Origin of the sequence: Paraburkholderia dipogonis, assembly GCF_046027395.1 — a bacterium.
Classification (GTDB): domain Bacteria; phylum Pseudomonadota; class Gammaproteobacteria; order Burkholderiales; family Burkholderiaceae; genus Paraburkholderia; species Paraburkholderia dipogonis_A.
On record NZ_JAQQEG010000006.1, the window covers coordinates 161833 to 188587 of the forward strand.

The following is a 26755-nucleotide window of genomic DNA, read 5'->3' on the forward strand; positions in this document are numbered from 1 at the left end:
CAGAGAGTCGTGTGACTGGTTTCAGAACTGGCTCATGCTCTCGCGCATCACGCTGCAGCCGTTGACTGAGGTAGTTATTAATTAAGTAGTGCAAATTACAAAGGAGACAAAAATGAAGTTGAAATGGGTAACTGCGGCCGTAGCGGCGGCGCTCGGAAGTTCTGCATACGCGCAGTCTTCGGTGACGCTATATGGCGTCGTTGACGCGGGGTTGCTGTATCAAAGCACTTCAGCGGCTTCTTTCAGTCCACAGGCAAAAAACCTCGGCAAGATCTACCGCTTCAAGGATGGCGGGATCTACTCGAGCATGTGGGGCATGAAGGGCGTCGAGGATCTGGGCGGCGGGTACTACGCCAACTTCAAACTGCAGGGCGTCTTCGACAGTGGTACCGGCAAGTTTGGTCTCTCCGATACGCCCGGCGTTGCCGCCCAGTTCAACCAGGTGGCGAGCGTGGGAGTATCCGGACCATTCGGATCGGTCAACGCAGGGCGTCAGATCGTTCCGATGGCCTACGCAATGGCAGAGACAGATGTACGCTCGGGCCAGTACTTCGGCAGCATCCTGACCGCGTGGATCGGTTTGAACACCGCAGCGGGATGGCCTGGCACCAGCACAAACGGACCGATTGGCGCGCTGTACGACAGTAATGCGATCGTTTACCAGTCGCCAGTCTTCGGCGGCTTGAGCGCCGCGCTCGAGTACGCGCCGGGTGGTGTCGCCGGGAGTTTCCAGGGCGGCACGCGCGAGTCAGCCGTACTGAAGTATTCGAACTATGGCCTGAAGTTGTCGGCGGTTTACTACAACGGTCACGACACCAACCCCGGGCCGACGACCGTGCCCACGGGACTGGACAATAATCGCTTCTGGTACCTGGGTGCGCTCTACACGATCAAGGGTTTCTCCATCTCAGCGTCGTATGGCAACGGCAAGAATCCCGCACACTCGAATGTCGCCAATCTGGAAATGTATTCGCTCGGCCTCGGCTATCGTGTCACGCCGGCCTTTCAGTTGACGAGCGGACTCTACTACCTGAAAGACCGGAACGATTCAGCCAACAAATCGACCGAGATAGCGGCGGGAGCTGAATACAGCCTTTCGAAAGCCACCTTGGTCTACGGACAGGTGGGACACGTCAACAATCGGGGCACCATGACGCAGACGATCACCTACGGCCAACCGGTGGCTCCGGGCATGGGAACGACTGCGGTCATGATGGGCCTGCGCCACTATTTCTGATCGATACAGGAACCGGCTCGCGCACCTTGTGCATGCGAGCCGGTCATTCGGCGGATAGCACCAGTCTCTCTAGAGACCCTGATCGAGGCTCGCAGGTGAGCCTGTACAGCACACAATGGCGGTTGCATTGCGGACCTGGACGCGACCTCAGGCGCCGCTCTCGCCCGGGTCGCCAATGGCCTGCTGAGCTTTAAGCTGCTTGACCGCCTCGCGCTGTGAATCCTCGATCAGCTTCTCGACCGTGTCCGCCGCGACATCCAGGTTGCCCGCCTTCAGCGCCTTTTGCATTGTTCGCCACGTGCGCGCCGACTCTTTGCGTCGTGCGGGCGTGGCCAGACCGAGTTGGCTGTAACGCAGCGTCTGGCGCGCCAGAGAACCCAGAATTTCGGCCAGACGCTCATTGCTGCACGCTTCACTCAGGAGGTGGCTGAGACGGAACGTGGTCTCGAAGTAGGCGGTGGCTCCATCCGGATCCTGCGCCAGCGATTCGAGCGCGCGGATGTCGGCGTCGATGGTCGTCACGAGGCGTGCCGCCTCCTCGATCGTGAGCCGCCCGATCATCAAGCCCGCCAGCTTGCGGCGGATCTCGAAGATGTCGCCGACTTCCTTGATCGAGAGTTGCGTAACGTGTGCGCCACGGTTGGGCAGGATCTGTACAACCGAGTCTCTCTCCAGTATGCGCAACGCTTCGCGCACCGGCCCGCGACTGACCTCAAACTGCTCGGCAAGCATCTCCTCGCGAATCCGCTCGCCAGGCGCGTACTCGCCGTTCGCGATGGCCGTGAAAATTCCCTCGGCTATCTGCTCGGGCAGTGACTTCAACTGACGGCTGGCGGCCCTGGTGCGCGTCGGCGGCACCTCAGCCTTCACTCCATACAGCGCTTGCACATCTACGTCTGGATTCTTCATGGCGCTCATGTCTCATCAAAGACCGCGACTTTCCGGCGCTCGCGCAACGGCACAAGGGCTAGAATTCCGATCTTTGCGAATTCGAAAATCATGGTCGCGTCGCCTATCGCGCAACGCCTGTTTCTGGCAGGTTCTCCGACACCGTGCGGGGAGCCCCGGATCGAATCGTCTCAGTTGTCATGTCCGCATATTCGAAAACTGCCAGACATCCAAATTAGCATTGTCAACAAACTCAATGTAAACCCAGAATTAAACCACAAAACACCGCGTTTGCGGGCGGCGGGCTTGACGGTCACCAAGCGCGCCGTCCGGTGCCAGCGCGGGTAACATCTGAAAGTCGACGAAAACGGACCCGAACACGGGCATTCTGGAAAATCTCGCGAGAAGAAACTTTCACGCGCGCCCCGTTTTCCGTTAGCGAAAAGCCGGGTCGTCACCCGTGCGCCCCACGCCTATCGTGAAGATGGCGTACTCCGGACAAAGTGAATGATCCCGGCCGCTGCAGGTGGTTGCGGCTTCCCGTTAGCTCGCAAACGAAACAAGGTGAACAGATTAGTGGCAACGCCCACGCTACTTGCTCGAATCGGCTCGCTCGCGGTACTTCGGCATAGTGGCGGCGTACTGTGATGATCTGGGCGTGACGGCGTCGCATAAGCAGCGGGCGGGCGCGATATGTTTCGCGCCGCCGCCGAGCCGTCGCACGGATCTGCGACGGCACCGTCACAGGACTCTAAACCACGAGCACCCTCGCTTCGATTTGCTGAGCGCTAATGGAGGGCGTGCTGCCGTGCGCATCCGTGACTGTGTAGACCGCGCTCACGCTCAATTCCATGGTGCTAGCGATTTCCAGAATCCCCATCGTGAGCGGCACGGACGCTGCCGGACGCGCGCCGAAGATCAGTTCAGCCAGCCTGCAGCAATCGTCCATCGTGGCGTTATGCGCAGGCAGCAGGAGCGTCTCGAGCGTGGCGGGCGCACTGAACTGCGGTTCACGTCCCTTCACCGCACCCGCGAGAACCAGCGGAATCACGCGCTTGATCACCGGCGCATCTTTGCCTTGCCAGTTGTGGATATTGATTTCGGTCGAGTAGTGTCCAGGACGCACCGGAGCACATCCACAGCAATCGTCGCGCTGCTCGCCGCATACGAACTTGACGCTGTACATGAAGAGACGGAAGTTGGCTGACGTGACAACGACTGGGGTTCTTCCGGGCTGTACGATGCCGATCCGCGGTGGCTCGAACGACCCCGGATCCATGCACACGTCGACCTGATATGAGCCATTGCCCAGATCGTTCACCGAGCTTGAGAGCGTGCTGCCGGGTTGCGGCGCGAGCGTGAACCCGTCCGCGCGGCCCGGCCCCAGCAGATTGCCGTACCTGTCGCGCGGCGTGAACACCATGCGAACGCACGAACCCCCGGCCGCGTCGGGAGGCAGATCCGTGGTGGTGGCGGTCGTCGTGTCCGGATCGATGCCGACCTCCACGTGAATCGACCACGTCAGCTCGCGCATGCCCATGCAATCGCCGCCGTAGGTCGCCTTCGCGTGGAACGTGTAATTGCCTTCGGCCTTCAGAAAATCGACCAGCGGCTTGCCGAACGTTGCCGTCGCTTCGAACGCGCCGTTGGTGTTCACAGAGTCGTTGAGCAGATCGATCGTGGTGTCGATATACGTCACGACCGGCTTGCCGCTCGACTGCTCGATCGACTGCAGCGTCGCCTGGCGCGGCGCTATCCCGTCCGCGTCGATGTTGCCCGCGGGCGCAAGCCCCGTCTTGCTGAGCACATTGCCGATGCTGGTGTCGGGATACGTGATCGTCATCGACGCATTCATGCCGTCGGGCCAGCCGCCATCGTCGTAGCGGACGAGCACCATCGGATTGATCGTGTCGCCGGTGTAGTAGCGCAGACCTTCGCGGAAGCGGCGCATGCGCGGTCCACCGCTTGGAATGATGTTGACGAAATATCGCAGTGCCGGCGTGGGCGGCGGGAATTCGCCACCGCCTCCGGGTCGCACGACGTTGACGCTCCAAAGTCCATCGCGTTCGCCGCCGACAGGAAGCGGGACGCGCAGGAACGTCCACGTCCTGCCCGACGACGTCTCGACAGTCGGCGCACCGATCGTAATCACCGCGCCGCCGGGCGTCGTGACTTCCGCGTAGAGGGCTGCGTTGGCATTGTCCCAACCGGCCACGACCGTGATCGCCTCTTCGCCGCAGATACGGAACGGCAGAGCGGTTCCAGCCGGCTGATTCGCCGGCAGATCGAATTCGGGGTCCATCAGGATGCCGTATTCGAAGATGTTGCCGAAGGCGGTCGCGAAAAATTTCTCCAATGACAAACCGCCGCTCGCACGGGTGTAAAGGCCGCCATGCGACCCGGCGAGCGTCTGAAGCAGCGCGCCGTCGAGACTGGATTCGCTGCCGAAGCCGATGGCGTGAACCGTCGTCCCGGCAAGTGAGCTATCGACGTCAGCGATCATCGGTGGCTGGTTCTGCAGTCCGTCCGTCATCAGCAGGATCGCCTTCGGGTTTGCTCCGCCCGCACCGGCCAGTTGCGCCTGCGCGGCGCCGAGACCACCGCCGATGCTGGTCATGCCGTCCGGGATCAAAGCAGGCAGCTTGCCTCCGATGTAAGGCGGCGGACCGATCAGCGCATTCTTCGACGCCGGCGTGACGTCGTTGATCGCGAAGTCGACCGGCGAACTGGCCGACGTGCTGAACGAAACGAGGCCAAGGCGGTTGCCTGTGTTGGATCTCACGAGCTGAACGAACAACGACAGCGCATCGCGGGCCGCATCGATCTTCGGCCGGCCCGTACCATCGTCGAGCGACATGCTGCCGGAGCGGTCGAAAACCAGCATTACGTCACGCGTAACAGGCGGCGGCGGAGCGGGAGCGATGATCTGCAGTGTGGTTGCGATAGGAAAATAGTTCAGCAGTCCGCCCGCGCAAGGATTGCCGTTCGACAGAATGCCAACGATCCGTCCTGCGGCATCGAATAGCCCCGACCCGGAACTGCCGCCCGATACATGGATGTTGGTGGGTACGTTGATCGCCGATGCACTGCTGTTGATGACTGTGGCGAATCCCTCACCATGCGGGATCGAAAGTTTTTTCACTGCGCCGTTCGGATGGTGCACGCCGAATATCTGCTCCCCGGCAAGTGGAAGATCCGGGCGCATCTGTATGACCGGGATCCCGGCTGGTGCCTCGGCCAACTGCAACAGGCTGTAGTCGCCCGTCGAGTCATAGCGGTGCGCGAGCACCGCTTTCACCTTGTAGAAGCGCGGATTGTAGCCAGCGGGCTGGGTGCCGCCGCATTGCGTCTGGTAGTCGAAGGTGACGGAACTGTTCAGTGCTTCCGCCGGCGTGTGGCAGTGGCCCGCGGTAATGACCTTGTCCGTATCGACGAGCGTGACCGAGCAGGTTGAGAGTTGCAGATCGCCCGTGTAGCCATCCTCGACGGACAGAATCATCCCAACGCTGCGCGACACCAGTGCGCGTACGTCGCTCGAAGGCGTGGCACACGCGGCATTCTCCCAATTGGGCGGGTTGGAGCAATACCAGAACGGATCGTAAGTCGGCTCCTCGTAGGCCGGCGCCTGATAGAACGGATCGCAATTCGAAAAGCTGGGATGCCCAGATTCCCCCTGATGCCGTTCGCCGCGCCCGTACTGGTCGAGTTGCACGCTGCCCGTGCCGGGGCCGGCAGCGACATATGTGATCTGAACGCCCGCGGGGAATGCGTAGACATTGACGGGGCGAGTCCAGAATGACGGACCGTCGGCGGCCGTAAACCGGTCGATGTCATAGCCAAGATTGACCTGCAACTCGTCGCCGGGCTGGAAGTTGAGGTTCTGGAAATGCAGGACCAGATACTTGGTTCCTCCCGGAGCAGGCGACGCAGGCGGATTGAATACGGTGGTCCCGGGCCCGATCGTGAGCGGGGCGCCAAGAATCTGAATCGTTCCAGTGATATGCGACACGGCCGTCCTCCTCTAAAGCTATCGGCGGGCGATAACCTGTTTGACGTCGATCGAAACGCCGCTGTCGGGCATCGATCCTGACGTCGTATAGACGGCCGTGACTGCGACATCGGCGCTTGCCGTAATCTCGATCAGACCGGTGGTAAGGGGTAGCGATACTTGCGTTGCCGCGCCCAGGAGTTTTTCTGCAATCCGGCAGCAGTCATCCATCGTTGCGGTTTGCGCAGGCAGAACGATCCGGTCTTCCGCGCGCGCGCCGGCCGTTCGCGGCTCCCTTGCGATCGCTGCACCGGACAACACGACGGGGACGAAGCGCTTCAGGATCTCTACCGGCTTGAGCGAATAGTTGTGGATTGCGATCGACGTGGCGTAACGACCCGCCTGCACCGGCGAGCATTCGCAGCCGCACGCGTTTTGCGGCCCGCAGACGAAGTCGACTGCATAGACGAACTGACAGGCCGGCACGGTGATCTTCACGGCCTTGCTTGCGACAGTCTTGCCGTCGGCCACTGCGTCGATGGCGCCTGTCACGACCTGGTCCTTTGGCCCGCACGGTGTGCCAGTGAATCTCACCTTGAAGGTCAGCACGTGATCCTGATCGCCGGCAAGCGGGCCGTAACCCGCGGGCGGATCGATCGAAGTCACGAAGGGCGCGACGTTCGACGAAGGTACGAGCTTCACGTTTTGTAGTGAGCCGACCGCGGCCTTTACGAGCGCGATGATCGTGTTGACGATATTTCCCGCGTTGATGCCGACAGCGAGCGCCCCACCCGTCGCAGCGGTCAATCGGCTGGCCTGGCCCGGCGCCCCGCCGGGCGCGCCGCACTGAGGCTGATAGCCGTCGGCGTTGACGGTCGGATCGCCGTCGAGGCCAGGCGTCGCGGTGGAGATGGCGAGGACGATGATGCCCTCGTTGACGAGCCGGGCGGTTGAGCTTGCCTCGGTGACGGTGGGTGCACCCGATACCGCATTGCAGATCGGATCGTGGCTGGGAGCGTCACCGAACCAGACGATGATGCGCTTGCTCCCCGGACGCCAGCCGACGCCCGGTCCTGCTGGCACTGCGAGGCTGTCGAGCGCGAACAGCGCCGCCTCCGCTAAATCGCCGCCGCCGTTCGCAGACCACGCGTTGATACCCGCGGCAACGGCTGCGGCGGCGTTGGTCGGGCTGACTTGATGCTGGAAGCCGTAAGGATCGCCAGACGCGAAATCCTTGTAGTTGCCGACGCCGAACATCAGGTCGAGGCCGAGCGCGTTGAGCGACGCCAGGACATTGTTTGCGCCGACCTGGACGGCGTTCAGGATCGCGCCCATCGAGCCGGTGGTGTCCGCAAGAAAGTAGACGTCCGCTTTCGCCGGTCCGGCGTTCTTGGGAATAGTGACGGTGATGGTCTCGTCGAACGTCGCGCCGGGATTCAGCACCAGCGCATTGGTGTCCGGGTTGATGACGATGGGCGCTATTGCCGATGCCGTCTTCGCGTCGAGAACCGGCCGGTCGAAGCGTTGCTCGAGGGCGTCTGTCGATTCGAGCGCTTTGCCGTGATCGTCGACAAGCACGGTATAGGCGGGACCATTGGCGTTGCCGGCATCCACCAGCCTGAATCGATAGAACGGTTTGTTCGTGTCCGGGTGTCGTGCCTCTGCGGTGTCCACCACGAGTGGCGCATCGAGCCGATGCTTCTGGGCCGCGAGCGCGGCGGCCTTTTCGGCGTGCGACTTGTTGGTCATGGATTCACCTTTAACGGTTGCACACGACGAGCTTTCCAACCCCGCGTATCCGGGGATGCCGAGCCGGAGCACGGGGTCCGGATGCGTGCGGGTACGCAGCCAAAGCCGTTTTGCCGGTATTCCAGCAACGGCCGATCGCCGACAAGTCTCCGTTGAACGTGCCAGATCCTTTCCGTGGCAGACGCTCTCCAAAGGAATGCCTGCTCTGGCAAAGTCCTGACCCGGTTCAACTGTCAGGTCGAGCCCAGAGATTCAAAAGGTAAACGGGTATCGACAACACTGTTTTAACGGAGGGCCGGCTTCTTTTGGGCCATCCAGGGAATCGGTCCGTAGGTCACGCCGGAATTTGAAGTTCAGTTGTGACCCGAGAGTCGCAAAAGCTTTGATCAACGATATATGTGACCGTCTCACACTTGCCAGGTAACGGACGACCGCCGCTCCTTCCCGAGCGACTCAAACTGGCCGATCCCTGCCTGACGGTGGACAGGATGTACGGCACAGGCCCTGGCGTGGCATTCGACTTTTCTTCACAGCGGTCGAGAGAGCCCGGACGGCGAAAAGCGGCGTGGGCGGCGGGGTCGTCGCCGTGCTGCCGGGCGAGATGGCGGTGTGCGTGTGGTCGCCGGGGCTGGATAGCAACCGGAATTCGCTGGCCGGCGTGATGGCGCTGGATTGGCTGCCGACTTACACGGGGCAGTCGATTTTTTGATTGTGATGAGCGGGTGAGCGCGGCCTGCGCTCACCACACCCCTACCGCGACCTACCCCACCCGCCCGATCAACTCCGCCAGCACAGTCTCGTAGGCGGTCGCCCCAATCACCCGCTCATTGACCCCGTCCTCGAACTCGATCCACCCCGAGTTGAACCCGTCGATCATCTCGATGCGCGGCGCCGGCCACGCCGTGCCTTGTGCCTTGAACAGCGCTTCCCACTGAGCGCGCGGCACCGCCTGAGCCTTCACCGACCGACCGAGCACGCCGCCGAGCAGCACGGCGATCTCGTGCTGGGTGTAGCGCTGCGGACCTTCGATCTCGATCACGCGGCGGCCTTGCCACGACTGCGTCAGCGTGGCGGCGATCACACGGCCGATATCCGCGGTGGCGATCATCGGATACGCGCGCTCGAGCGGTTGCAGAAAGCTCGGCATCACGCCCGTGTCGCGGGCCGGGGCGATATCCCACAGCGAATTTTCCATGAACCACGCGGGCCGCAGGATCGCCGTCGGAATGGATAGACCGGCGAGCGCCGTCTCAAGAATATGCACTTGCGTAATCAGGCCGAGCCCGGACTCGCGCTGGCCGCCAATCGACGACAACGCCGCGACGCGCGCCGGCCTCGCCTTCGTCAACGCCTCCTTCAGCACGGCCGCGGCCGCGTGCGCGCTGGGATAACCCGGTTGCGGCGCGAAGTTCGGCGCCACCATCACGAAGACACCCGTCGTACCGCGAAACGCGGTGGCGAGCGCGTCGGCGTCCTCGAACGAGGCGATCGCCACTTCGGCACCCCGCTTCGTCCACTGCTCCGCCTTGCTCTCGTCGCGCAATACGGCGCGCACCGCATGCCCCTCGTCCAATAGCGCGCGCGCCGCCGCGCCGCCAACCTGCCCTGTCACACCGGTAACTGCAAACATTTTCGTCGCTCCTGGAATACGGCCAATGCCGCGCTAGTAAGCATTTTCGGTGTTTCCAATAAATTTCACGAGAGCATGAATGTCATTTAGTTAATGACAATTTGGCATGAAAAAACGCCTCTTGGGATGAACCTCGAAAAAAGCAGTTTGACAAACTATCTTTAGATATATATCTTAAGACACATCTTAAGACACAAGCGGGAGTACTAAGATGCGTCATCAACACCGTTTTTCCCGTCCGCGCACGGCGGACGACAGTTTCCACAGCGGCCACGAACGCGGCGCACTTCATGCGTTCTGGCACGCCTTTGCCCATCACCACGGCTATCGCGGCGAGCGCGGCGGCGAACCACGCGGTGAGGGCTTCGAACGCCGTCGCGGCGAACGCGGCCACAGTGACCGCGACGAATTCCGTGGCGACATGCGCGGCGGCCCTGCCCATCACGGCTACGACCGCTTCTCGCTGCACGCGCTGTGGCATGCCATCGGCCGTCATCACGAGCATCGCGGCGGCGGGCGTGGCGGGCGCTTCGGCGGCGGCCCGGGCGGCTTCGGCGGCGACGGCGACGGTTTTCCGCGCGGCCGCAAATTCAGCTCCGACGACCTGCAACTGCTGCTTCTGTCGATGATCGGCTCGCAGCCGAGCCACGGCTACGAACTGATCAAGGCGCTCGAAACGCGCTCGAACGGCTTCTACAGCCCGAGCCCGGGCATGGTCTATCCGGCGCTCACGTATCTGGAAGAACTCGGCTACGTGACGGTGCAACTCGAAGGCAACCGCAAGCGCTACGAGCTGTCGGAAACGGGCCGCGAATATCTGGCCGCCAACCGCGACCGCGTCGAATTGATGCTGGCCAGGCTGAGCCATATCGCCCGCAAGATGGATTCGGTGCGCCGCGCGTTTGCCGGCGAAGAGCCGGCCGACATCAGCGAAGGCGGCTGGCTGCCCGAGCTGAACGAAGCGCGCCGCGCGCTGAAGCATGCGTTGCTGCGCCGTGACAACGCGCCGGCGGCGCAACAGCGCCGCATCGCTGAAATTCTGATGCGCGCGGCGAAAGAAATCGAAAGTGAAGTCAAACCGGACGGCAGCGAAAACGACAACGGCGGCGAAGCGGCCCTTTGAAATCATGCCGCCCGTTCCCCGCGTGCGCTTGCACGCCAGGAGCGCTGCAAGCGCGTGAGCGCGCGCCCATCGAACCAACCGCAACCATCTTGCATGGGACCAGAGTAAGTGCTTTGCATGGCACCGGAGTAACGCGCTAATGCGCGAACTCCGTTCGACAGCTTAAGCGCCAACTCCGGTCGACAGGAGCACCACTCTTATGCCGACAAAAGACCACCAAGCCGACAATCAAATCGACCTTGCAGTCCACCGCGTGCGCCATCCGCTGAAGTTCCGTCTGCTGCAAGTCAGGCAGGTGCGCGCGCTGACTCCGCATCTGATCCGCGTCACGTTCACGGGCGAAGATCTGCACGACTTCGTCTCCGCTTCGTTCGACGACCACATCAAGGTGTTCTTCCCCGAACCCGGCGCGGACAAACCGGTGCTGCCTGAAGCGGGCCCCGACGGTCCGGTGTTTCCCGCCGGCCAGCCGCGTCCGATCGCACGCGATTTCACGCCGCGCCGCTTCGATCGCGAGGCGCGCGAACTCGACATCGAGTTTGCGATGCACGAAGCGGGCCCCGCGGCGACGTGGGCGGCGCAAGCCAAAGTGGGCCAGTATCTCGGTGTCGGCGGCCCGCGCGGTTCGCTCGTGATACCCAAGGGCTTCGACTGGCATCTGCTGATCGGCGACGATACCGCGTTGCCCGCCATCGCCCGGCGTCTCGAAGAGCTGCCGGCCGGCACGCGCGTGGCGGCGGTGATCGAAGTGGCCGACCCATCGGCGCAGATCGAATTCACGACGCAGGCCGAGTTGCATCTCGTCTGGCGCTATCGCAGCGAAGCGGATGTGCGCGGCGAGGCCTTGCTGCAGGCGGTACGCGATACCTACCTGCCCGAGGACGGCGAAGGCTACGTATGGGCAGCCGGCGAATCCGCGACAATGCGTGCCGTGCGCTATCACCTGTGCACGGAACGCGGCGTCGAAAAATCACGCATTCGCGCGGCCAGCTACTGGAAACAGGGCGCCGAAGCGGTGCACGAAACGCTCGACGATTGAGTGTCGGCCGTCTGCGGGATCGCATGCGCCTTAAGGCGTGTGCGAACTTGCGGCGGCGCGGGCCGCGCAAGCGGCGTGCTTCCAAAAACAACAACAAGGAATCGATCGATGTACTCAATAAGCGCAAAGCACGAACGCCGCCTGCTGTGGCTGCTCGCGCTGACGCAGTTCACCATCATCATGGACTTCATGGTGATGATGCCGCTCGGCCCGCAGATCATGCACGCGTTCGCCATCACGCCGGCCGCGTTCGCGACGGCCGTGTCGGCGTATTCGTGGTGCTCGGGACTGTCGGGACTGTTCGCGGCGACCTATATCGACCGCTTCGACCGGCGCCGTCTGATGCTGACCATGTACGCGCTGTTCGCGCTGTCGAACCTGGCGTGCGCGCTGGCGAGCAGCTTTCCGTTGCTGCTGGCCGCACGCGCGTTCGCGGGCATCACGGGCGGCGTGTTGGGCTCGGTGATCATGGCGATCGTCGGCGACGTGATCCCGGTTCAGCGCCGTGGCGCCGCCACCGGCACGATCATGACCGCCTTCTCCCTCGCGGCGATCGCGGGCGTGCCGGCCGGCGTGATGCTCGGCGCGCACTTCGGCTGGGCCGCGCCGTTCTTCCTGCTGGTGGCGTTGTCGCTGCTCGTGTGGACGGCGGGACGGCAACTGGTGCCGTCGCTGGCGGAGCATCTGAGCCGCCGTCAGCCGCCGCTCGCGGAAGTGCTGCCGGATTTGTGGCGGCTCCTGAGCAACCCGCGGCATCTGAATGCGTTTGCGCTGACCTTCATGATGATGGTCGCGCACATGCTGGTGATTCCGTTCATTTCGCCGGTGCTGGTCGCCAATCATGGCGTGGCGCCCGAGCAATTGTCATGGCTCTACATGGCCGGTGGCGCGGCGACATTCTTTACTTCGCGCCGCGTGGGCAAGCTCGCTGACAAGTACGGCACGCGGCGCGTGTTCCGGATCGCGGCGGTGCTCGCGTTTGTGCCGGTGTTGTTCGTCACGCATCTGCCGAGTCTGCCGTTTTACGCGCTGGTGATGTTCTTCCCGGTTTTCATGGTGCTGATGTCCGGCCGGATGGTGCCGATGCAGGCACTGCTGACCACCGTGCCTGAGCCTGCCCGGCGCGGCGCTTTTCTCAGCGCGAATAGTGCGCTCCAGGCGTTGGGGACGGGATGCGGCGCGTGGATCGGCGGCTTGATGCTCAGCAGTTCGCCGAGCGGGCAGATCATGGGTTACGGGACGGTCGGCTGGGCCTCGGTTGCGGTGGCGCTGGCCGGCGTGTTCTGGGTTTCCCGCGTGCGCGGCGCGCAAGGCGATGCGCACGCGCCGGGGATGTTGCATGGCGAAGCGGTCGGCGAAAGTTGATTGAGTGTTTCGCGCGGCGCCCGCCCCACTTCACCCCTGCTGCGCGCCCAACGCAACCAGCGGATGCGCCTCGCTCTTCCACGGCGAAGCGAGGAAATGCCGGACGCGCTCCGGCCGCACCTCGGCGAGCGTGGCAGGCGCCCAGCGGGCTTTACGATCCTTGTCGATCAACTGGGCTCGCACGCCTTCACAGAAGTCGCCCTCTTCGATTACACGTTTGACGATACCCAGTTCCATGCGGAAGCACTCCGCCAAGGTCATCTGCCGGCCGCGCAAAAGCGCCTCACGCGTGACGTAAAGCATGGTGGGCGAATGACCCGTCAGCGCGTCGTAGGTGGACTGCAACCACTGCTTCACCTCGCGCGGCGGCTCGCGCTCCAGATCGTGCCGCACCGTCGCGACCATCCGCTCGACGCTCGAACGCCGGTCGAAATGCCGCAAGATCAGTTGCGTGAACGCAGCCAGCGGCGCGTGCGGAATGATGTTGCACGGCGGCTCGAACACGCCGCGCAAGGCGGCCATCAGATCGCCATCGAGCGGCATGCGCTGTAGACGCTCTTCGAAACTGGCGAGCCATTCGGCCGGCACGCACAGATCCGCCAGTTGCAGGCGCAACGCATCGGCGCCGGACAAGGTCGCGCCGGTCAGCCCGACATATAGCTCGAGTTCCGCCGGCATCACGCTCAGAAAGCGCGTCGCGCCGACGTCGGGCAGAAAGCCGATGCGCGTCTCCGGCATCGCGATCTTGCTGCGCTCGGTCACGATGCGCAGCCGCGCCCCTTGGCCGAGCCCCATGCCGCCGCCCATCGCGATGCCGTCGAGCAACGCGACCACCGGCTTCGGAAACGTGTGCAGCGCATAGTCGAGCCGGTATTCGTCGACGAAGAACGCCAGCCACCGGCAGTCGCCGTTCTTCGCGAGCCGCTGCACTTCGCGCACGTCGCCGCCGGCGCAGAAGCCCTTGGTGCCCGCGCCTTTCAGCACGAGCCCGACGATGCCGTCGTCGGTGCGGCAATGTTCGACCAGCACGGCAAGCTCGCGCACCATCGCGTGCGAAAGCGCATTGAGCGCGGCCGGACGGTTCAGCGTGATGATCGCCACGCGATTCACCACGCGAAACAGGATCTCGCGTTCCCCTTCGAGGTTCGTATCGCGTATGACGCTTTGCAATGCGCTCATCAACGCGTCTCCTGCTGCGAGGAGTCTGGCTGCGCGGTCTGCGTCACCTGCCAGCGCGGCGTGCGCTTTTCGAGGAACGCGTTGACGCCTTCGCGCTGATCGGCGCTGTCGAACAGATCGACAAAGCGCTCGCGTTCCAGCGCCAGCGCCGCCGCGCGCGGCACGCCGTTACGCCCCTGGTGAATCAGCGTCTTGCTGAAGCCGACCGCCTGCGGGCTCAACGTGGCGACGCGCGCCGCCATGGTCAGCGCGGCTTCGCGCGCCGCGCCCTTCTCCACCACTTCTTCGACCAGACCGATGCGCAACGCCGTCGCCGCATCGACGCGCTCGCCGGTAAGAATCATCCGCTTGGCCCAGCCTTCGCCGACCAGCCACGGCAGCGTCTGCGTGCCGCAACCACACGGCAGCAAGCCGACTGCCGTCTCGGGCAACGCCAGCAACGCATGCTGTTCAGCGATACGAATATCGCAAGCCAGCGCGCATTCGAGCCCGCCGCCCATCGCATAGCCGTTGATCGCCGCGATCACCACCGGCCGCGCGTTCTGCAAAGTCTCGAACGCCGCGCCGAAGCGCGCCGCCGCCGTGCGCGCGACTTCGCGGTTGCCGTCGGCGAAGGTGTTCAGGTCGGCACCCGCGCTGAAGAACTTGGGGCCGTCGCCGGTAATCACGATTGCCCGCACGCGCGCCTCGCCGTTCAAACGCTCGACGGTCTGCTGCAATTGCAACAAGCCTTCGGGCGTAAACGCGTTGGCAGGCGGCCGCTTGAGCGTGAGTTGCGCGACGGCGCCGTCGTGCGCGTAGTCGAGTTCGATCATGCCGCGCCTCCGTCCTTGCTGTCCTGACGATAGAGCTTGATGACCGCGGAAAAGTCGAGACGTCCTGCGCCTTTCGTGCTCATCGTCTGATAAAGCTGTTGAGCCAATGCCCCGAGATAGAGCGGTTGACGCGCGGATTTAGCGGCGTCGGTGGCGAGGCCCAGATCCTTGAGCATCAGATCCGTGCCGAAGCCGCCGGTGTAACCGCGCGTGGACGGCGCCGTCTCGATCACGCCGGGCATCGGGTTATACGTGTCCGAACTCCAGCAACGCCCCGTCGATGTATTGATGATGCCGCCCAGCACTTTCGCGTCGATGCCGAGCGCCTCGCCGAGCGACATGGCTTCGGCCACGCCCGCCATCGTGATGCCGAGCACGAGGTTGTTGCAGATCTTCGCGACCTGGCCCGTGCCGGTATCGCCGCAATGGACGATGTTCTTGCCCATCGCCGAGAGCACCGGCTTGACCTGCTCATACGCGCTCGCGCTGCCGCCGACCATGAAGGTCAGCGTGCCCGCCGCCGCGCCGCCGGTGCCACCGGACACAGGCGCATCGACGAAAGTGTTGCCGTGTTGCTGCGCGAGTTCGGCGAATGATTTCACGCTCGCGGGATCGATCGTGCTCGAATCGATGATGGTCACGCCCTTCGCGATGCCGGCGAAGATGCCATCGTCCGCGGTCAGCACGCTGCGCACATGGGCCGCGGCGGGCAGCATGGTGATCACGCATTCCGCGTCGGTCACCGCTGCTTTCGGCGAACCGGCGGCTTTCGCGCCCGCATCGACGAGCGCCTGCACGGCTTGCGCATTGAGGTCGAACACGTTGACCGCGTGGCCCGCCTTGAGCAGGTTGTGCGCCATCGGCGCGCCCATGTTGCCGAGTCCGATAAAGCCTATTTTCATGATGTCGTCTCCAGTCTCCAGAAACCGCGTGGACTCAGCGCAGGCTGATGGTCGTGTTGACGCCGTCGTTGACGGTGTCGTCGTCGAACCAGCGGGCGGTGACGGTCTTGGTCTGCGTGTAGAACTGCACGACCTGTTTACCATAGGGACCGAGATCGCCGAGCTTCGAGCCGCGCGAGCCGGTGAAGCTGAAGAACGGCACCGGCACCGGAATCGGAATGTTGATGCCGACCTGGCCGATATCGATCTCGCTCTGGAATTTGCGTGCCGCCGCGCCGCTCTGCGTGAAGAGGCCCACGCCGTTGCCGAACGGATTGCGGTTGACCAACGCAATTGCGTCATCGAGCGTGGCCGCGTTCAGCACCACCAGCACCGGGCCGAAAATTTCCTGACGGTAGATTTCCATCTCGGTGGTGACGTCGGTAAAGACCGTCGGGCCGATGAAATTGCCTTGCTCGTAGCCCGCAACCTTGACGCCGCGACCATCGAGCGCCAGCGTCGCGCCTTCTTTCTCGCCGGTTTCGATCAGGCCGAGAATCCGCTGCTTCGCCGCGCGCGAGACCACCGGGCCAATGTCCGTGTTCGGTTCGTTACCCGCGTTGACCTTGAGCGTCTTCGCCTTTGCCACCAGGTCCGGCAACCATTGCTGCGCGGCGCCCACCAGCACGACCACCGAGGTCGCCATGCAGCGCTGCCCGGCCGCGCCGAATCCCGCGCCGGCCAGCGCATTCAGCGTTTGCTCGCGGTTCGCATCGGGCAGCACGACGGCGTGATTTTTCGCGCCCATCATCGATTGCACGCGCTTGCCGTGCTCGCTGCCGAGGCGGTACACGTGCGTGCCCACGGCTGTCGAGCCGACGAACGAAATCGCCTTGACCAGCTCGTGCGTGCAAAGCGCGTCCACCACGTCCTTGCCGCCGTGCACGACGTTCAGCACGCCCTTCGGCACGCCGGCTTCGAGCGCGAGTTCGACCAGTTGCATGGTCGAGAGCGGATCCTGTTCCGACGGCTTCAGCACAAACGTATTGCCGCAGACGATCGCCATCGGGAACATCCACAGCGGGATCATCGCCGGGAAGTTGAACGGCGTGATGCCGGCGCACACGCCGATCGGCTGACGCAGCGTGTACGTATCCACACCGCCCGCCACGTTCTCCGCGAATTCACCCTGCTGCAACGTGCCGATCGAGCACGCATGTTCGACCACTTCGAGGCCGCGGAAGATATCGCCCTCGGCATCCGGAATCGTCTTGCCCTGTTCCGCGCTCAAGGTCTTCGCGATACGCGGCATATGCTCGCGAATCAGCGCCTGGTACTTCAGCATGATGCGCATGCGTGCGCCGATCGGCGTGTCCTTCCACGTCCTGAACGCGGCGTGGGCGGAACGGATCGCTTCGTTCACTTCATCGGCGGTGGCGAACGGTACGCGCGCCAACACCTCTTGCGTGGCCGGATTGACGATGTCGCGCCATTCGGTGGTCTTCGATTCGACGAACTCGCCGTTGATCAGCAACTTGACGGTGGCAACGGCAGCAATTGCGTTCATGCTCAAACTCCTCTGCAGTGGCCGCGAGGCGGCCGGACAGTGACTGGGAACAAAAAAGAATCAACGCAGATCCGGGAAATCTTCTTCCCAATACTCATCAGGCAGGCGCGCAGGCTCGGCCTCGCGTTCCATTTCGCGGCGCCGCAATTCGACGCGGCGAATCTTGCCGGAGATGGTCTTGGGCAATTCGCTGAATTGCAGGCGGCGAATCCGCTTGTACGGCGCGAGCTTTTCGCGCGAGAACGCGAACACGGCGCGCGCGAGTTCGGGGCCGGCTTCGTAGCCCTGGCGCACGGTGACGAACGCCTTGGGCACCGACAGACGCAGCGCGTCGGCGCTCGGCACCACGGCGGCCTCGCCGATCGCCTCGTGTTCGATCAGCACGCTTTCGAGTTCGAACGGACTCAGGCGGTAATCGGACGATTTGAAGACGTCGTCGGCGCGACCGACATAGACGTAGTAGCCGTCATCACGGCGCAGCGCGACGTCGGACGTGCGGTAGAAACCGTTGCGCATGGCCTGCGCGGTGGCGTTGGCGTTATTCGCGTAGCCGGTCATCAAACCGAGCGGCCGTTGGGCCAGCGGCAGCGCGATTTCGCCTTCGGTGACGGGCTGGTCGTCGGCATCGATGAGCTCGATTGTGTAGCCCGGCAGCGGACGCCCCATCGAACCGGCCACGACCGGCTGGCCCGGCGAATTGCCGATCTGGCAGGTGGTTTCGGTCTGGCCGAAACCGTCGCGAATCGTAATGCCCCACGCGTGCTTCACGCGCTCGATGACCTCGGGATTCAACGGCTCGCCGGCGCCGACGATTTCTCGCAACTTGACCGGATAGTCGGTCAGATGCTCCTGCACCAGCATGCGCCAGACAGTCGGCGGCGCGCACAGCGTGGTGATGTTGAAACGCACCAGCGCGTTCAGCGTGTCTTTCGGCACGAAGCGCGGGACGTTGAAAACGAACACGCAGGCCTGCGCGTTCCACGGCGCGAAGAAGCAACTCCACGCGTGCTTGGCCCAGCCCGGTGAGCTGATATTCCAATGGATGTCGTTCGGTTGCAGACCGATCCAGTACATCGTCGACAGATGGCCGACCGGATAGCTTTGATGCGTGTGTTCGACGAGCTTGGGCTTCGAGGTCGTGCCCGAGGTGAAGTACAGCAGCATCGGGTCGGTGGCCTGCGTGACGCCCTCGGGCGTGAATTGCGGCGATGCGTCATAGGCCGCGGCCAGGTCGATCCAGCCGTCGCGCGGCGTGCCCACTGACAGGCGCGTGAGCGGCGCTTCGAGCGCATCGAATTTGGCCAGCTCCGCGCTATCGACCACCGCGAAATTCGCGCCGCCGATCTGCACGCGATCGCGCACGTCGTCGGCGGAAAGCTGAGTGGTGGCGGGCAGCACGATCGCGCCGAGCTTCATGGCCGCGAGCATCACGTCCCACAGTTCGACGCGGTTCGGCAGCATCAGCAGCAGACGGTCGCCGCGGCCCACGCCCACGCCGCGCAGGAAATTCGCCATGCGCGCCGACCGCTCCGACATCTGCGCGTACGACAGGCGCAGGCCGTCGGTGGCGGGATCGTCGACGATCCACAGCGCTGGGTTGTCGTTATTGCGCGCGATTACGTCGAAGTAGTCGAGCGCCCAGTTGAACTCGCCTAATGCCGGCCACGCGAATTCGCGGTACGCGCGGTCGTAGTCGGTTCGATGGCGCAATAACAGGTCGCGCGCGTCGAAAAAGGCTTTCGCTGCAGTCATCGTCGTCTCCTGATCCCATCCAACATGGTTGCTGGTGGCGCGGTATGGACTCCGCTTTTTTGTCCCGCTGTTGCACTGCTTTCTACTCGGCGGGCAAGCTATTTTGCACTCAAAACCAGCCTCGCTTCTATTTACACATGCCGCGCGATCAGCATGCGCTGCACTTCGCTGGTCCCTTCGTAGATCTGCGTGATGCGCGCATCGCGGTAGTGGCGCTCCACCGCGTAGTCCTCCAGATAACCATAGCCGCCGTGAATCTGGATCGCGTTCGAACAAATTTCCTCGGCCAGTTCCGACGCGAACAGCTTGGCCTGCGACGCTTCCGACAAACACGGCTTGCCCGCCGTGCGCAGCCGCGCCGCGTGATGCACGAGCAGACGCGCGGCGTTCAGGCGCGTAGCCATGTCGGCGAGCATGTTGGCGATGGTCTGATGCTCTTTCAACGCCTTGCCGAACTGGATGCGTTCGTTCGCATAGAGACGCGCGGCATCGAACGCGGCTCGCGCGATGCCGACCGCCTGCGCGGCAATCCCGATGCGCCCGCCTTCGAGGTTCGACAGGGCGATGCGCAATCCTTCTCCCGGTTCGCCGAGCAGATTGGCTTCCGGCACGGCGCAGTCGTCGAGCGAAATCGGACAGGTGTCGGACGCGCGAATGCCGAGCTTGTGTTCCGGCTTGCCCACGTTGAAGCCCGGCGTATCGGTCGGCACGATGAAGGCCGACAGACCGCGTTTGCCGCGCTCGGGATCGGTGACGGCGAAGACGATCGCGAGATCGGCGCGCGAGCCGTTGGTCACGAACTGCTTGCTGCCATTGAGAATCCACTTGCCGTCGCGCAGCACGGCGCGGGTGCGCAGGTTATTCGCCTCGGAGCCGGCCTGCGGCTCGGTCAGGCAGAATGCGCCGATGCGGCGGCCGGTCGCGAGGTCCTGCAAATAGCGGTCTTTTTGTGCTTCCGTGCCGAAGTTGAGGACCGGCCCGCAGCCGACCGAGTTATGCACGCTCATCAGCGTGGCGCAGGCGGCGCAACCCGCGGCGATCTCTTCGAGCGCGAGCGCATAGGCTACGTAGTCCGTGTAGGAGCCGCCCCACTCCGCCGGCACGATCATGCCGAGAAAGCCGAGTTCACCCATCTGCTTGACGACTTCGGCGGGTAGTTGCGCGTCGCGGTCCCATTGACCCGCGTGCGGCGCGAGCCGCTCGGTGGCGAAGTCGCGAGCGGCGTCGCGGATCATCCGTTGTTCGTCGGTGTAGAAGCTGTCCATGGCGCTCGGTCCTGTGCTGTGCGTTTGATCGCGGCGGCTTCGCCGCCTCGCGTTCGTGTCTGTCGAGGCAAGCGGAGCGCGATCGGTTGAGGCCAAGTGTAGGCAAGCCGCTGGACACGTTCGATGCTCAGCCCGATCATTCTGACTGAGCGCATTTGCCATACTGGTACGATACGAGGCTCTATATATCCACGATTTCAGGCACTTGGCGAACCGCCACAAGGAAAACGTTGAGCGCTTTTGCCAGCTTGACTCTTAAGCCGGACACTCATGAAAAATGATAAAGGCACGATTTCCGTCAGCATGGTCGAGGAAGCGCTCGCGCTGGCGCGCTCGCGCGGCCTCGACGCGCTGCCGCTTGCCGAAGCCGCCGGCATCGCGGCGCCGATGCTGGCGTCGCCGAAAAGCCGGGTGTCGTCGGCGCAATACGGGGCGCTGTGGGCCGCGATTGCGCGCGCGCTGGACGACGAGTTTTTCGGCCAGGATTCGCATCGCATGAAAAGCGGCAGCTTCATCGCCATGACGCAAACCGCGCTGACCGCGCGCAACGGCGCCCAGGCGCTGGCGCGCGCGGTCGGTTTCATGCGGCTGGTGCTGGACGATCTCGGCGTACGGATCGAAACCGATGCGCAGCGCGTACGCCTGCGTTTCCTGGAAAACGCCGGCGCACCACCAACCATGTTCGCCTACGCAACCTACTTCATCCTCGTGTACGGGCTGTTGTGCTGGCTGGTCGGGCGGCGCATTCCGTTGCTCGAAGCGCGCTTTCGCTGCGCCGAGCCTCCCGCCGCCCATGAGTACCGGCTGATGTTCTGCGATCACATGAGCTTCGATCAGGCCGAGTCCTACGTCGACCTCGCGCCGGCGTTTCTCGACCTGCCCGTGATCCAGACGACCAAATCGGTCAAGCCCTTCCTGCGCGATGCGCCCGGCAGCTTCATCGTCAAGTACCGCAATCCCGGCTCGCTCGCGGCGCGCGTGCGCAAGATGCTGCGCGCCATGCCGATGCCCGGCTGGCCCGCCGCCGATCAGATGGCCGAACGCCTGCACGTCGCCGAGGCCACCATGCGGCGGCGTTTGAAACACGAAGGCTATACGTATCAGTCGATCAAGGACGACCTGCGGCGCGACATCGCGATCGGCGAACTGCAGGACACCGACCGCACCATCGCCGACATCGCGACGTCGGTCGGCTTTGCCGAACCGAGCGCGTTTCACCGCGCGTTTCGCAAGTGGACCGGCATGCGGCCGACCGACTACCGGCCGGCGCGTGCGGATTTCACGCGCCGGACGGAATCGGACTAAGCTGTAAGGAGCAGGCCAGCCTTCTTTTGGGGTATCGGCCCGCGCCAGTCGATACGCATCGGCACGGCGCGGCAGCCGTCAGCGATGAGCACGTATCCACGTCTCCCGTTCCGGCAGTCTGGCTCGCGCATGTCGCTTATCCGTGGCGATGTCGTGGGCCGGTTGATGCGCGGCATGACCGTGCTAGGCGTGCTTTTGGCATTTGGATTCGCGTCGTGCGAATCGAATGTTCCGCTTCGTGCCGCCGTGGCATCCAACAGCGTCGTGGTGATTCCGGTAAATGGGGCGATCAGTCCGGCCAGCGCCGACTTCATCGTGCGCAGCCTGCAGCGCGCCGCTGAAGATCGCGCGCAGCTCGCCGTGCTGCAACTCGATACGCCGGGCGGGCTCGACACGTCGATGCGGCAAATCATCAAGGCGATTCTTGCCTCGCCCGTCCCGGTCGCCACGTTCATTGCGCCGAGCGGCGCGCGCGCGGCGAGCGCCGGCACGTATATCGTCTATGCAAGCCACATCGCGGCGATGGCGCCGGGCACCAATCTCGGCGCTGCGACGCCGATCCAGATGGGCATCGGCGGCGCTGAACCGCCGGCGGGCGGTGGAGCGCCGGCGTTGCCCGGTATCGGCGGTGGCAGCAGCGGCTCGGCCAAACCCGCGGCATCCGCGCCCACCGATTCCGCCAGCGCCCTGCCGCTCGATACCCAATCGACAGAGCTGCGCAAGCAGGTCCACGACGCCGCCGCCTACATCCGCGGCCTCGCGCAGATGCGCGGGCGCAACGCCGACTGGGCCGAGCGCGCGGTTCGCGAGGCCGTGAGCCTATCGGCGGCGGACGCGCTCGCCCAGCACGTCGTCGATCTGAATGCGCGCGACGTGCCCGACCTGCTGCGCCAACTGGACGGCCGCACGGTCGTCACGAGCACGGGCAACGTCAAGCTCAACACGGCCAGCGCGCCGATCGTCACGCTCGAAGCCGACTGGCGCAGCCACTTCCTCGCCGTGATCACCGATCCGAACGTCGCGCTGATCCTGCTGATGATCGGCATGTACGGCCTGTTCTTCGAATTCGCCAATCCGGGCTTTGTGCTGCCCGGCGTGGTCGGCGCGATCAGCCTGCTGCTCGGCCTGTTCGCCATGCAGATGATGCCGATCAACTACGTCGGCCTCGGCCTGATCTTTCTCGGCATTGCCTTCCTGATCGGCGAGGCGTTTCTGCCGACCTTCGGTTCGCTCGGCTTCGGCGGCGTGGTCGCGTTTGTGATCGGCTCGCTGATGCTGATCGATACCGACGTGCCCGGCTACGGTATCCCTCTGCCGATGATCGCCGCCGTGTCCGTATTCAGCGTGGTGTTCGTGCTGGGGGTGTCGCGGCTCGCGTTGCGCGCGCGGCGCCGGCCGGTGGTGACGGGTTCGGAAGCAATGATCGGAAGTGTCGGCGTGGTGCTCGACGGCGGCCTCTCGCCAGCGGACGTCACAGCGGACGGCGCGCTGGGCGGCTGGGCACAAGTGCATGGGGAACGCTGGCGGGTGTCCAGCACGGCCCCGGTCGCGGCGGGCCATGCGGTGCGCGTCACCGCGCGGCGCGGCCTGACGTTGACCGTGGTGCCCGCGGAAGCACGACAACAAGGAGAAAGCTCATGATCGGTTTCACATTCGGCTTCAGCAGCATTCTGATTCTGCTGGTGGCCGCGCTGATTGCTTCATCGATACGGATTTTTCGGGAGTACGAACGCGGCGTCGTGTTCATGCTCGGGCGCTTCTGGAAGGTCAAGGGGCCGGGCCTCGTCCTCATCATTCCGATCGTGCAGCAGGCCGTGCGTATGGATCTGCGCACCGTCGTGTTCGACGTGCCGCCGCAAGACGTGATCACGCGCGACAACGTCTCGGTGAAGGTCAACGCGGTGGTGTATTTCCGCGTGGTCGATCCGGAGAAAGCGGTGATCCAGGTGGCGCGTTACTTCGAGGCGACCAGCCAGTTATCGCAGACGACCTTGCGCGCGGTGCTCGGCAAACACGAACTCGACGAACTGCTGGCGGATCGCGAACAACTGAACGCCGATATCCAGAAAGTGCTCGACGCCCAGACGGACGCGTGGGGCATCAAGGTGTCGATCGTGGAAATCAAGCATGTGGATATCAACGAAACGATGATCCGCGCGATTGCCCGTCAGGCCGAGGCCGAGCGCGAGCGGCGCGCCAAGGTGATTCACGCGGAAGGCGAATTGCAGGCCTCGCAGCACCTGCTGGAAGCGGCGCAGACGCTATCGCGCCAGCCCCAGGCGATGCAGTTGCGTTATCTGCAAACCCTCACGACGATTGCCGCCGACAAGAATTCGACGATCGTTTTCCCACTGCCGATCGACCTGCTGAGCGCCGTGCTGGACCGTTTCACCAAGCCGTCGCCACCCTGAGTCACAGGATCATTCAGCCCGGTTTGATTCACTGGGCGAAATGGTGCATTGCCTTCAATCGCCTTACTCGAAATGCATACCAAAACTAAAATGCCGGGGTCGTTTTTAACCGCTCCATAGGAGCTCGTCATGAAAATCGTTTCTTTAGTTGGACTCGGCGCGCTGTTGGCCGCCGTGAGTATGAGCACCGCGTTTGCGCAGTCTTCGGCGCGGCCTTACGATCCGTCGGCGCCGAAAACGCGCGCCCAGGTGAAGGCCGATCTGGCCGAATGGCGTGCCGCCGGCTACGATCCGCTCGACTGGATCGACTATCCGTGCAATGCGCAACGCGCGGGCCGCATCGTCGCGGCACGCCGGGCGCAGGAATCGGGCGGGACGATGACGCAGTAACACGAGCCACCGCACGGCGTGCGGGGCTGCCTGCGACTGCAACGGTCGCGGGCGAAGTTGGGCCCGCATGCCTTTTCCGCTTTCCGCTACATCGTAAATTCGCTTGCCGCGCCGCCCCGCGCGCTGGCAAGGTATCATCTCGCCCCTTCGACAACCCGCTGCCGGAATCCGAACCATGTCAATCTGGGTTGACGCCGACGCCTGTCCGGTCGTGATCAAGGACATGCTGTACCGTGCCGCGCGCCGCACCGGCATGACGCTGACGCTGGTCGCCAATTCGTTTCTGCGCGTGCCGCCCTCGCCGCTGATCCGCGCGATCCAGGTGCCGGCCGGTTTCGACGCCGCCGACGACCTCATCGCCGAACGTGTCGCCGCCGGCGATCTCGTGATTACCGCCGACATCCCGCTGGCTGCCGCCGTGCTGGCCAAAAACGCGCAGGCGCTCGATCCGCGCGGCAACTGGTACACGCCGGGCACGATCGAAGAACGGCTGCGCATGCGTTCGATGCTCGACCAGTTGCGCAGCAGCGGCGTCGATACCGGCGGCCCTTCGGCCTTCAGCCAACGCGACAGTAAGAGCTTCGCGGGCGAACTGGACCGCTGGCTGGCGCGTCAACGGCCGCAGCCTGATGCATCGGCGCCACAATCTCCCGACGAACCGCCCGTCGTATGAGCCTTTACACAGCCGCTCAGCCACACAATGCGGCACGCCGCCGCCAATCCTGACTACAATCCGCCCGTAACCCCAGCGCTCGCAGCCACGCCGACGCGGCGCCTTCACCGCCCCAATCACAACAAACGCTTTCTGAACGACGAGAGACCCGCCTCATGGACTCCATAAAACGCTACTTCGGCTTCGAAGCCGCCGGCACCAACCTGCGCACCGAAGTGCTCGCCGGACTGACCACCTTCCTGACGATGGCCTACATCATCTTCGTCAACCCGGCGATTCTCGGCGACGCCGGCATGCCGAAGGACGCGGTGTTCGTCGCGACCTGCATCGTGGCCGCCCTCGCCTCGCTGATCATGGGTCTCTACGCGAACTATCCGATCGCGCTCGCACCGGGCATGGGCCTGAACGCGTACTTCGCGTACACCGTCGTCAAAGGCATGGGGTTCACCTGGCAGGCCGCGCTCGGCGCGGTGTTCATTTCCGGCTGCCTGTTCCTGATCGTCACGCTGTTCCGCGTGCGTGAGGTGATCGTCAACGGCATTCCGCATTCAATACGCATTGCCATCACGGGCGGTATCGGCCTCTTTCTCGCGATCATTTCGCTGAAGTCGGCCGGCGTGGTGGTCGGCAGTCCCGCCACGCTCGTGACGCTCGGCGATCTGCACAACCCGCATGTGATTCTCGCGGTGATCGGCTTCTTCGCGATCGTCACGCTGGACCATCTGCGGGTGCGCGGCTCGATCCTGATCGGGATTGTCGGCGTGACGGTGCTGAGCTTTTTCTTCGGCGGCAATCAGTTCCACGGTATCGTCTCGGCGCCGCCGTCCATCTCGCCGACGCTGTTCCAGCTCGACATTCGCGGCGCGCTGTCGGGCGGCGTGCTGAACGTGATCCTCGTGTTCTTCCTCGTCGAGCTGTTCGATGCGACCGGCACGCTGATGGGCGTGGCCAACCGCGCCGGGCTGCTGGTGGAAGGCAAGATGCACCGCCTGAACCGCGCGCTGCTCGCCGACAGCACCGCCATTCTGGCCGGCTCGATGCTGGGTACTTCGTCGACCACCGCTTATATTGAAAGCGCGTCGGGCGTGCAAGCCGGCGGACGCACGGGCGTGACGGCCATCACCGTGGCCGTGCTGTTCCTCGCAGCGCTCTTTTTCGCACCGCTGGCAGGCGTGGTGCCCGGCTATGCGACGGCTCCGGCGCTGCTGTACGTGTCGTGCCTGATGCTGCGCGAAATGCTCGACCTGCCGTGGGACGACGCCACCGAAGTCGTGCCGGCCGCGCTCACCGCGCTGCTGATGCCCTTCACCTATTCGATCGCCAATGGCGTCGCGTTCGGCTTCATCTCGTACGCGGGCCTGAAGCTGTTGACGGGCCAGGCGCGCAAGGTGAAGCTGGTGGTGTGGATCATCGCGGCGATTTTCCTGTTCCGCTATTTCTATCTCGGCAGCGAGTAGGCGCGGCGCGGACGCTCGTCGGCCAAACCCGGATCTGAATC

20 protein-coding genes and 1 pseudogene are annotated in these 26755 nt (G+C 63.9%); 11 read left to right on the forward strand and 10 right to left on the reverse strand.

Features of this window, described 5'->3' with window-relative positions; all coding sequences use genetic code 11:
- Nucleotides 1-112 precede the first annotated feature (112 nt).
- Nucleotides 113-1237, forward strand: a complete 1125-nt coding sequence (locus tag PQR32_RS08475; protein ID WP_408224396.1) for a porin — start codon at nt 113-115, stop codon at nt 1235-1237.
- 147 nt (nt 1238-1384) lie between these two features.
- On the opposite strand, the gene PQR32_RS08480 is transcribed toward PQR32_RS08475, so the two are convergent.
- The 3 genes from PQR32_RS08480 to PQR32_RS08490 all read right to left on the reverse strand — a co-directional run bounded on the left by PQR32_RS08480 (nt 1385) and on the right by PQR32_RS08490 (nt 7862).
- Nucleotides 1385-2155, reverse strand: a complete 771-nt coding sequence (locus tag PQR32_RS08480) for a GntR family transcriptional regulator (protein WP_408224399.1) — start codon at nt 2153-2155, stop codon at nt 1385-1387.
- 721 nt (nt 2156-2876) lie between these two features.
- Nucleotides 2877-6134 (reverse strand): trypsin-like peptidase domain-containing protein, encoded by a 3258-nt coding sequence (locus PQR32_RS08485; protein WP_408224402.1) that lies wholly within the window; start codon nt 6132-6134, stop codon nt 2877-2879.
- 18 nt (nt 6135-6152) lie between these two features.
- Nucleotides 6153-7862 (reverse strand): vWA domain-containing protein, encoded by a 1710-nt coding sequence (locus tag PQR32_RS08490; protein ID WP_408224405.1) that lies wholly within the window; start codon nt 7860-7862, stop codon nt 6153-6155.
- A 553-nt stretch (nt 7863-8415) separates the two neighbouring features.
- Here PQR32_RS08490 and PQR32_RS08495 point away from each other — a divergent pair.
- A pseudogene (locus tag PQR32_RS08495) lies at nt 8416-8571 on the forward strand (glutaminase); the annotation flags it as partial.
- A 51-nt stretch (nt 8572-8622) separates the two neighbouring features.
- Here the strand turns inward: PQR32_RS08495 and PQR32_RS08500 are convergent.
- Nucleotides 8623-9492, reverse strand: a complete 870-nt coding sequence (locus PQR32_RS08500) for an NmrA family NAD(P)-binding protein (protein ID WP_408224408.1) — start codon at nt 9490-9492, stop codon at nt 8623-8625.
- A 211-nt stretch (nt 9493-9703) separates the two neighbouring features.
- Here PQR32_RS08500 and PQR32_RS08505 point away from each other — a divergent pair, with 211 nt between their 5' ends.
- The 3 genes from PQR32_RS08505 (at nt 9704) to PQR32_RS08515 (ending at nt 13019) form a co-directional block, all read left to right on the forward strand.
- On the forward strand, nt 9704-10615 hold the full coding sequence (locus PQR32_RS08505; protein ID WP_408224411.1) for a PadR family transcriptional regulator: 912 nt from the start codon (nt 9704-9706) through the stop codon (nt 10613-10615).
- Nucleotides 10616-10814: 199 nt separating this feature from the next.
- Complete coding sequence (locus tag PQR32_RS08510) at nt 10815-11654, forward strand: siderophore-interacting protein (protein WP_408224414.1); 840 nt, start codon at nt 10815-10817, stop codon at nt 11652-11654.
- Between the two features lie 108 nt (nt 11655-11762).
- Entirely contained in the window at nt 11763-13019 is a 1257-nt protein-coding gene (locus tag PQR32_RS08515) for an MFS transporter (RefSeq protein WP_408224417.1), read from the forward strand.
- Nucleotides 13020-13049: 30 nt separating this feature from the next.
- Here the strand turns inward: PQR32_RS08515 and PQR32_RS08520 are convergent, their stop codons facing one another.
- From PQR32_RS08520 to PQR32_RS08545, 6 genes are all read right to left on the reverse strand, one after another.
- Nucleotides 13050-14198 carry an enoyl-CoA hydratase/isomerase family protein gene (locus PQR32_RS08520; protein WP_408224420.1) on the reverse strand — a complete coding sequence of 383 codons (1149 nt, stop codon included), beginning with the start codon at nt 14196-14198 and terminating at the stop codon, nt 13050-13052.
- Nucleotides 14198-15013, reverse strand: coding sequence for an enoyl-CoA hydratase (locus tag PQR32_RS08525; RefSeq protein ID WP_408224423.1), 816 nt, complete (start codon nt 15011-15013; stop codon nt 14198-14200). Before PQR32_RS08525 ends, PQR32_RS08520 begins: the two co-directional genes overlap by 1 nt.
- The gene (mmsB, locus tag PQR32_RS08530; protein WP_408224426.1) at nt 15010-15915 is read right to left on the reverse strand and encodes a 3-hydroxyisobutyrate dehydrogenase; all 906 of its coding nucleotides are present in this window, start codon (nt 15913-15915) and stop codon (nt 15010-15012) included. Before mmsB ends, PQR32_RS08525 begins: the two co-directional genes overlap by 4 nt.
- Nucleotides 15916-15949: 34 nt before the next feature.
- Nucleotides 15950-17461, reverse strand: coding sequence for a CoA-acylating methylmalonate-semialdehyde dehydrogenase (locus tag PQR32_RS08535; protein ID WP_408224429.1), 1512 nt, complete (start codon nt 17459-17461; stop codon nt 15950-15952).
- A gap of 60 nt (nt 17462-17521) precedes the next feature.
- Nucleotides 17522-19213, reverse strand: a complete 1692-nt coding sequence (locus tag PQR32_RS08540) for an AMP-binding protein (RefSeq protein ID WP_408224432.1) — start codon at nt 19211-19213, stop codon at nt 17522-17524.
- A gap of 131 nt (nt 19214-19344) precedes the next feature.
- Complete coding sequence (locus tag PQR32_RS08545) at nt 19345-20478, reverse strand: acyl-CoA dehydrogenase (RefSeq protein WP_408224435.1); 1134 nt, start codon at nt 20476-20478, stop codon at nt 19345-19347.
- Nucleotides 20479-20748: 270 nt separating this feature from the next.
- Here PQR32_RS08545 and PQR32_RS08550 point away from each other — a divergent pair, with 270 nt between their 5' ends.
- The 6 genes from PQR32_RS08550 to PQR32_RS08575 all read left to right on the forward strand — a co-directional run bounded on the left by PQR32_RS08550 (nt 20749) and on the right by PQR32_RS08575 (nt 26714).
- Nucleotides 20749-21783 carry an AraC family transcriptional regulator gene (locus PQR32_RS08550; protein ID WP_408224438.1) on the forward strand — a complete coding sequence of 345 codons (1035 nt, stop codon included), beginning with the start codon at nt 20749-20751 and terminating at the stop codon, nt 21781-21783.
- Between the two features lie 84 nt (nt 21784-21867).
- On the forward strand, nt 21868-23424 hold the full coding sequence (locus tag PQR32_RS08555) for an NfeD family protein (RefSeq protein ID WP_408224441.1): 1557 nt from the start codon (nt 21868-21870) through the stop codon (nt 23422-23424).
- Entirely contained in the window at nt 23421-24194 is a 774-nt protein-coding gene (locus tag PQR32_RS08560) for a slipin family protein (protein WP_408224444.1), read from the forward strand. Before PQR32_RS08555 ends, PQR32_RS08560 begins: the two co-directional genes overlap by 4 nt.
- 129 nt (nt 24195-24323) lie before the next feature.
- Nucleotides 24324-24584 carry a DUF4148 domain-containing protein gene (locus tag PQR32_RS08565; RefSeq protein ID WP_408224447.1) on the forward strand — a complete coding sequence of 87 codons (261 nt, stop codon included), beginning with the start codon at nt 24324-24326 and terminating at the stop codon, nt 24582-24584.
- A 175-nt stretch (nt 24585-24759) separates the two neighbouring features.
- Complete coding sequence (locus PQR32_RS08570) at nt 24760-25257, forward strand: YaiI/YqxD family protein (protein ID WP_408224450.1); 498 nt, start codon at nt 24760-24762, stop codon at nt 25255-25257.
- Between the two features lie 155 nt (nt 25258-25412).
- On the forward strand, nt 25413-26714 hold the full coding sequence (locus PQR32_RS08575) for an NCS2 family permease (RefSeq protein WP_408178107.1): 1302 nt from the start codon (nt 25413-25415) through the stop codon (nt 26712-26714).
- Nucleotides 26715-26755 lie beyond the last annotated feature (41 nt).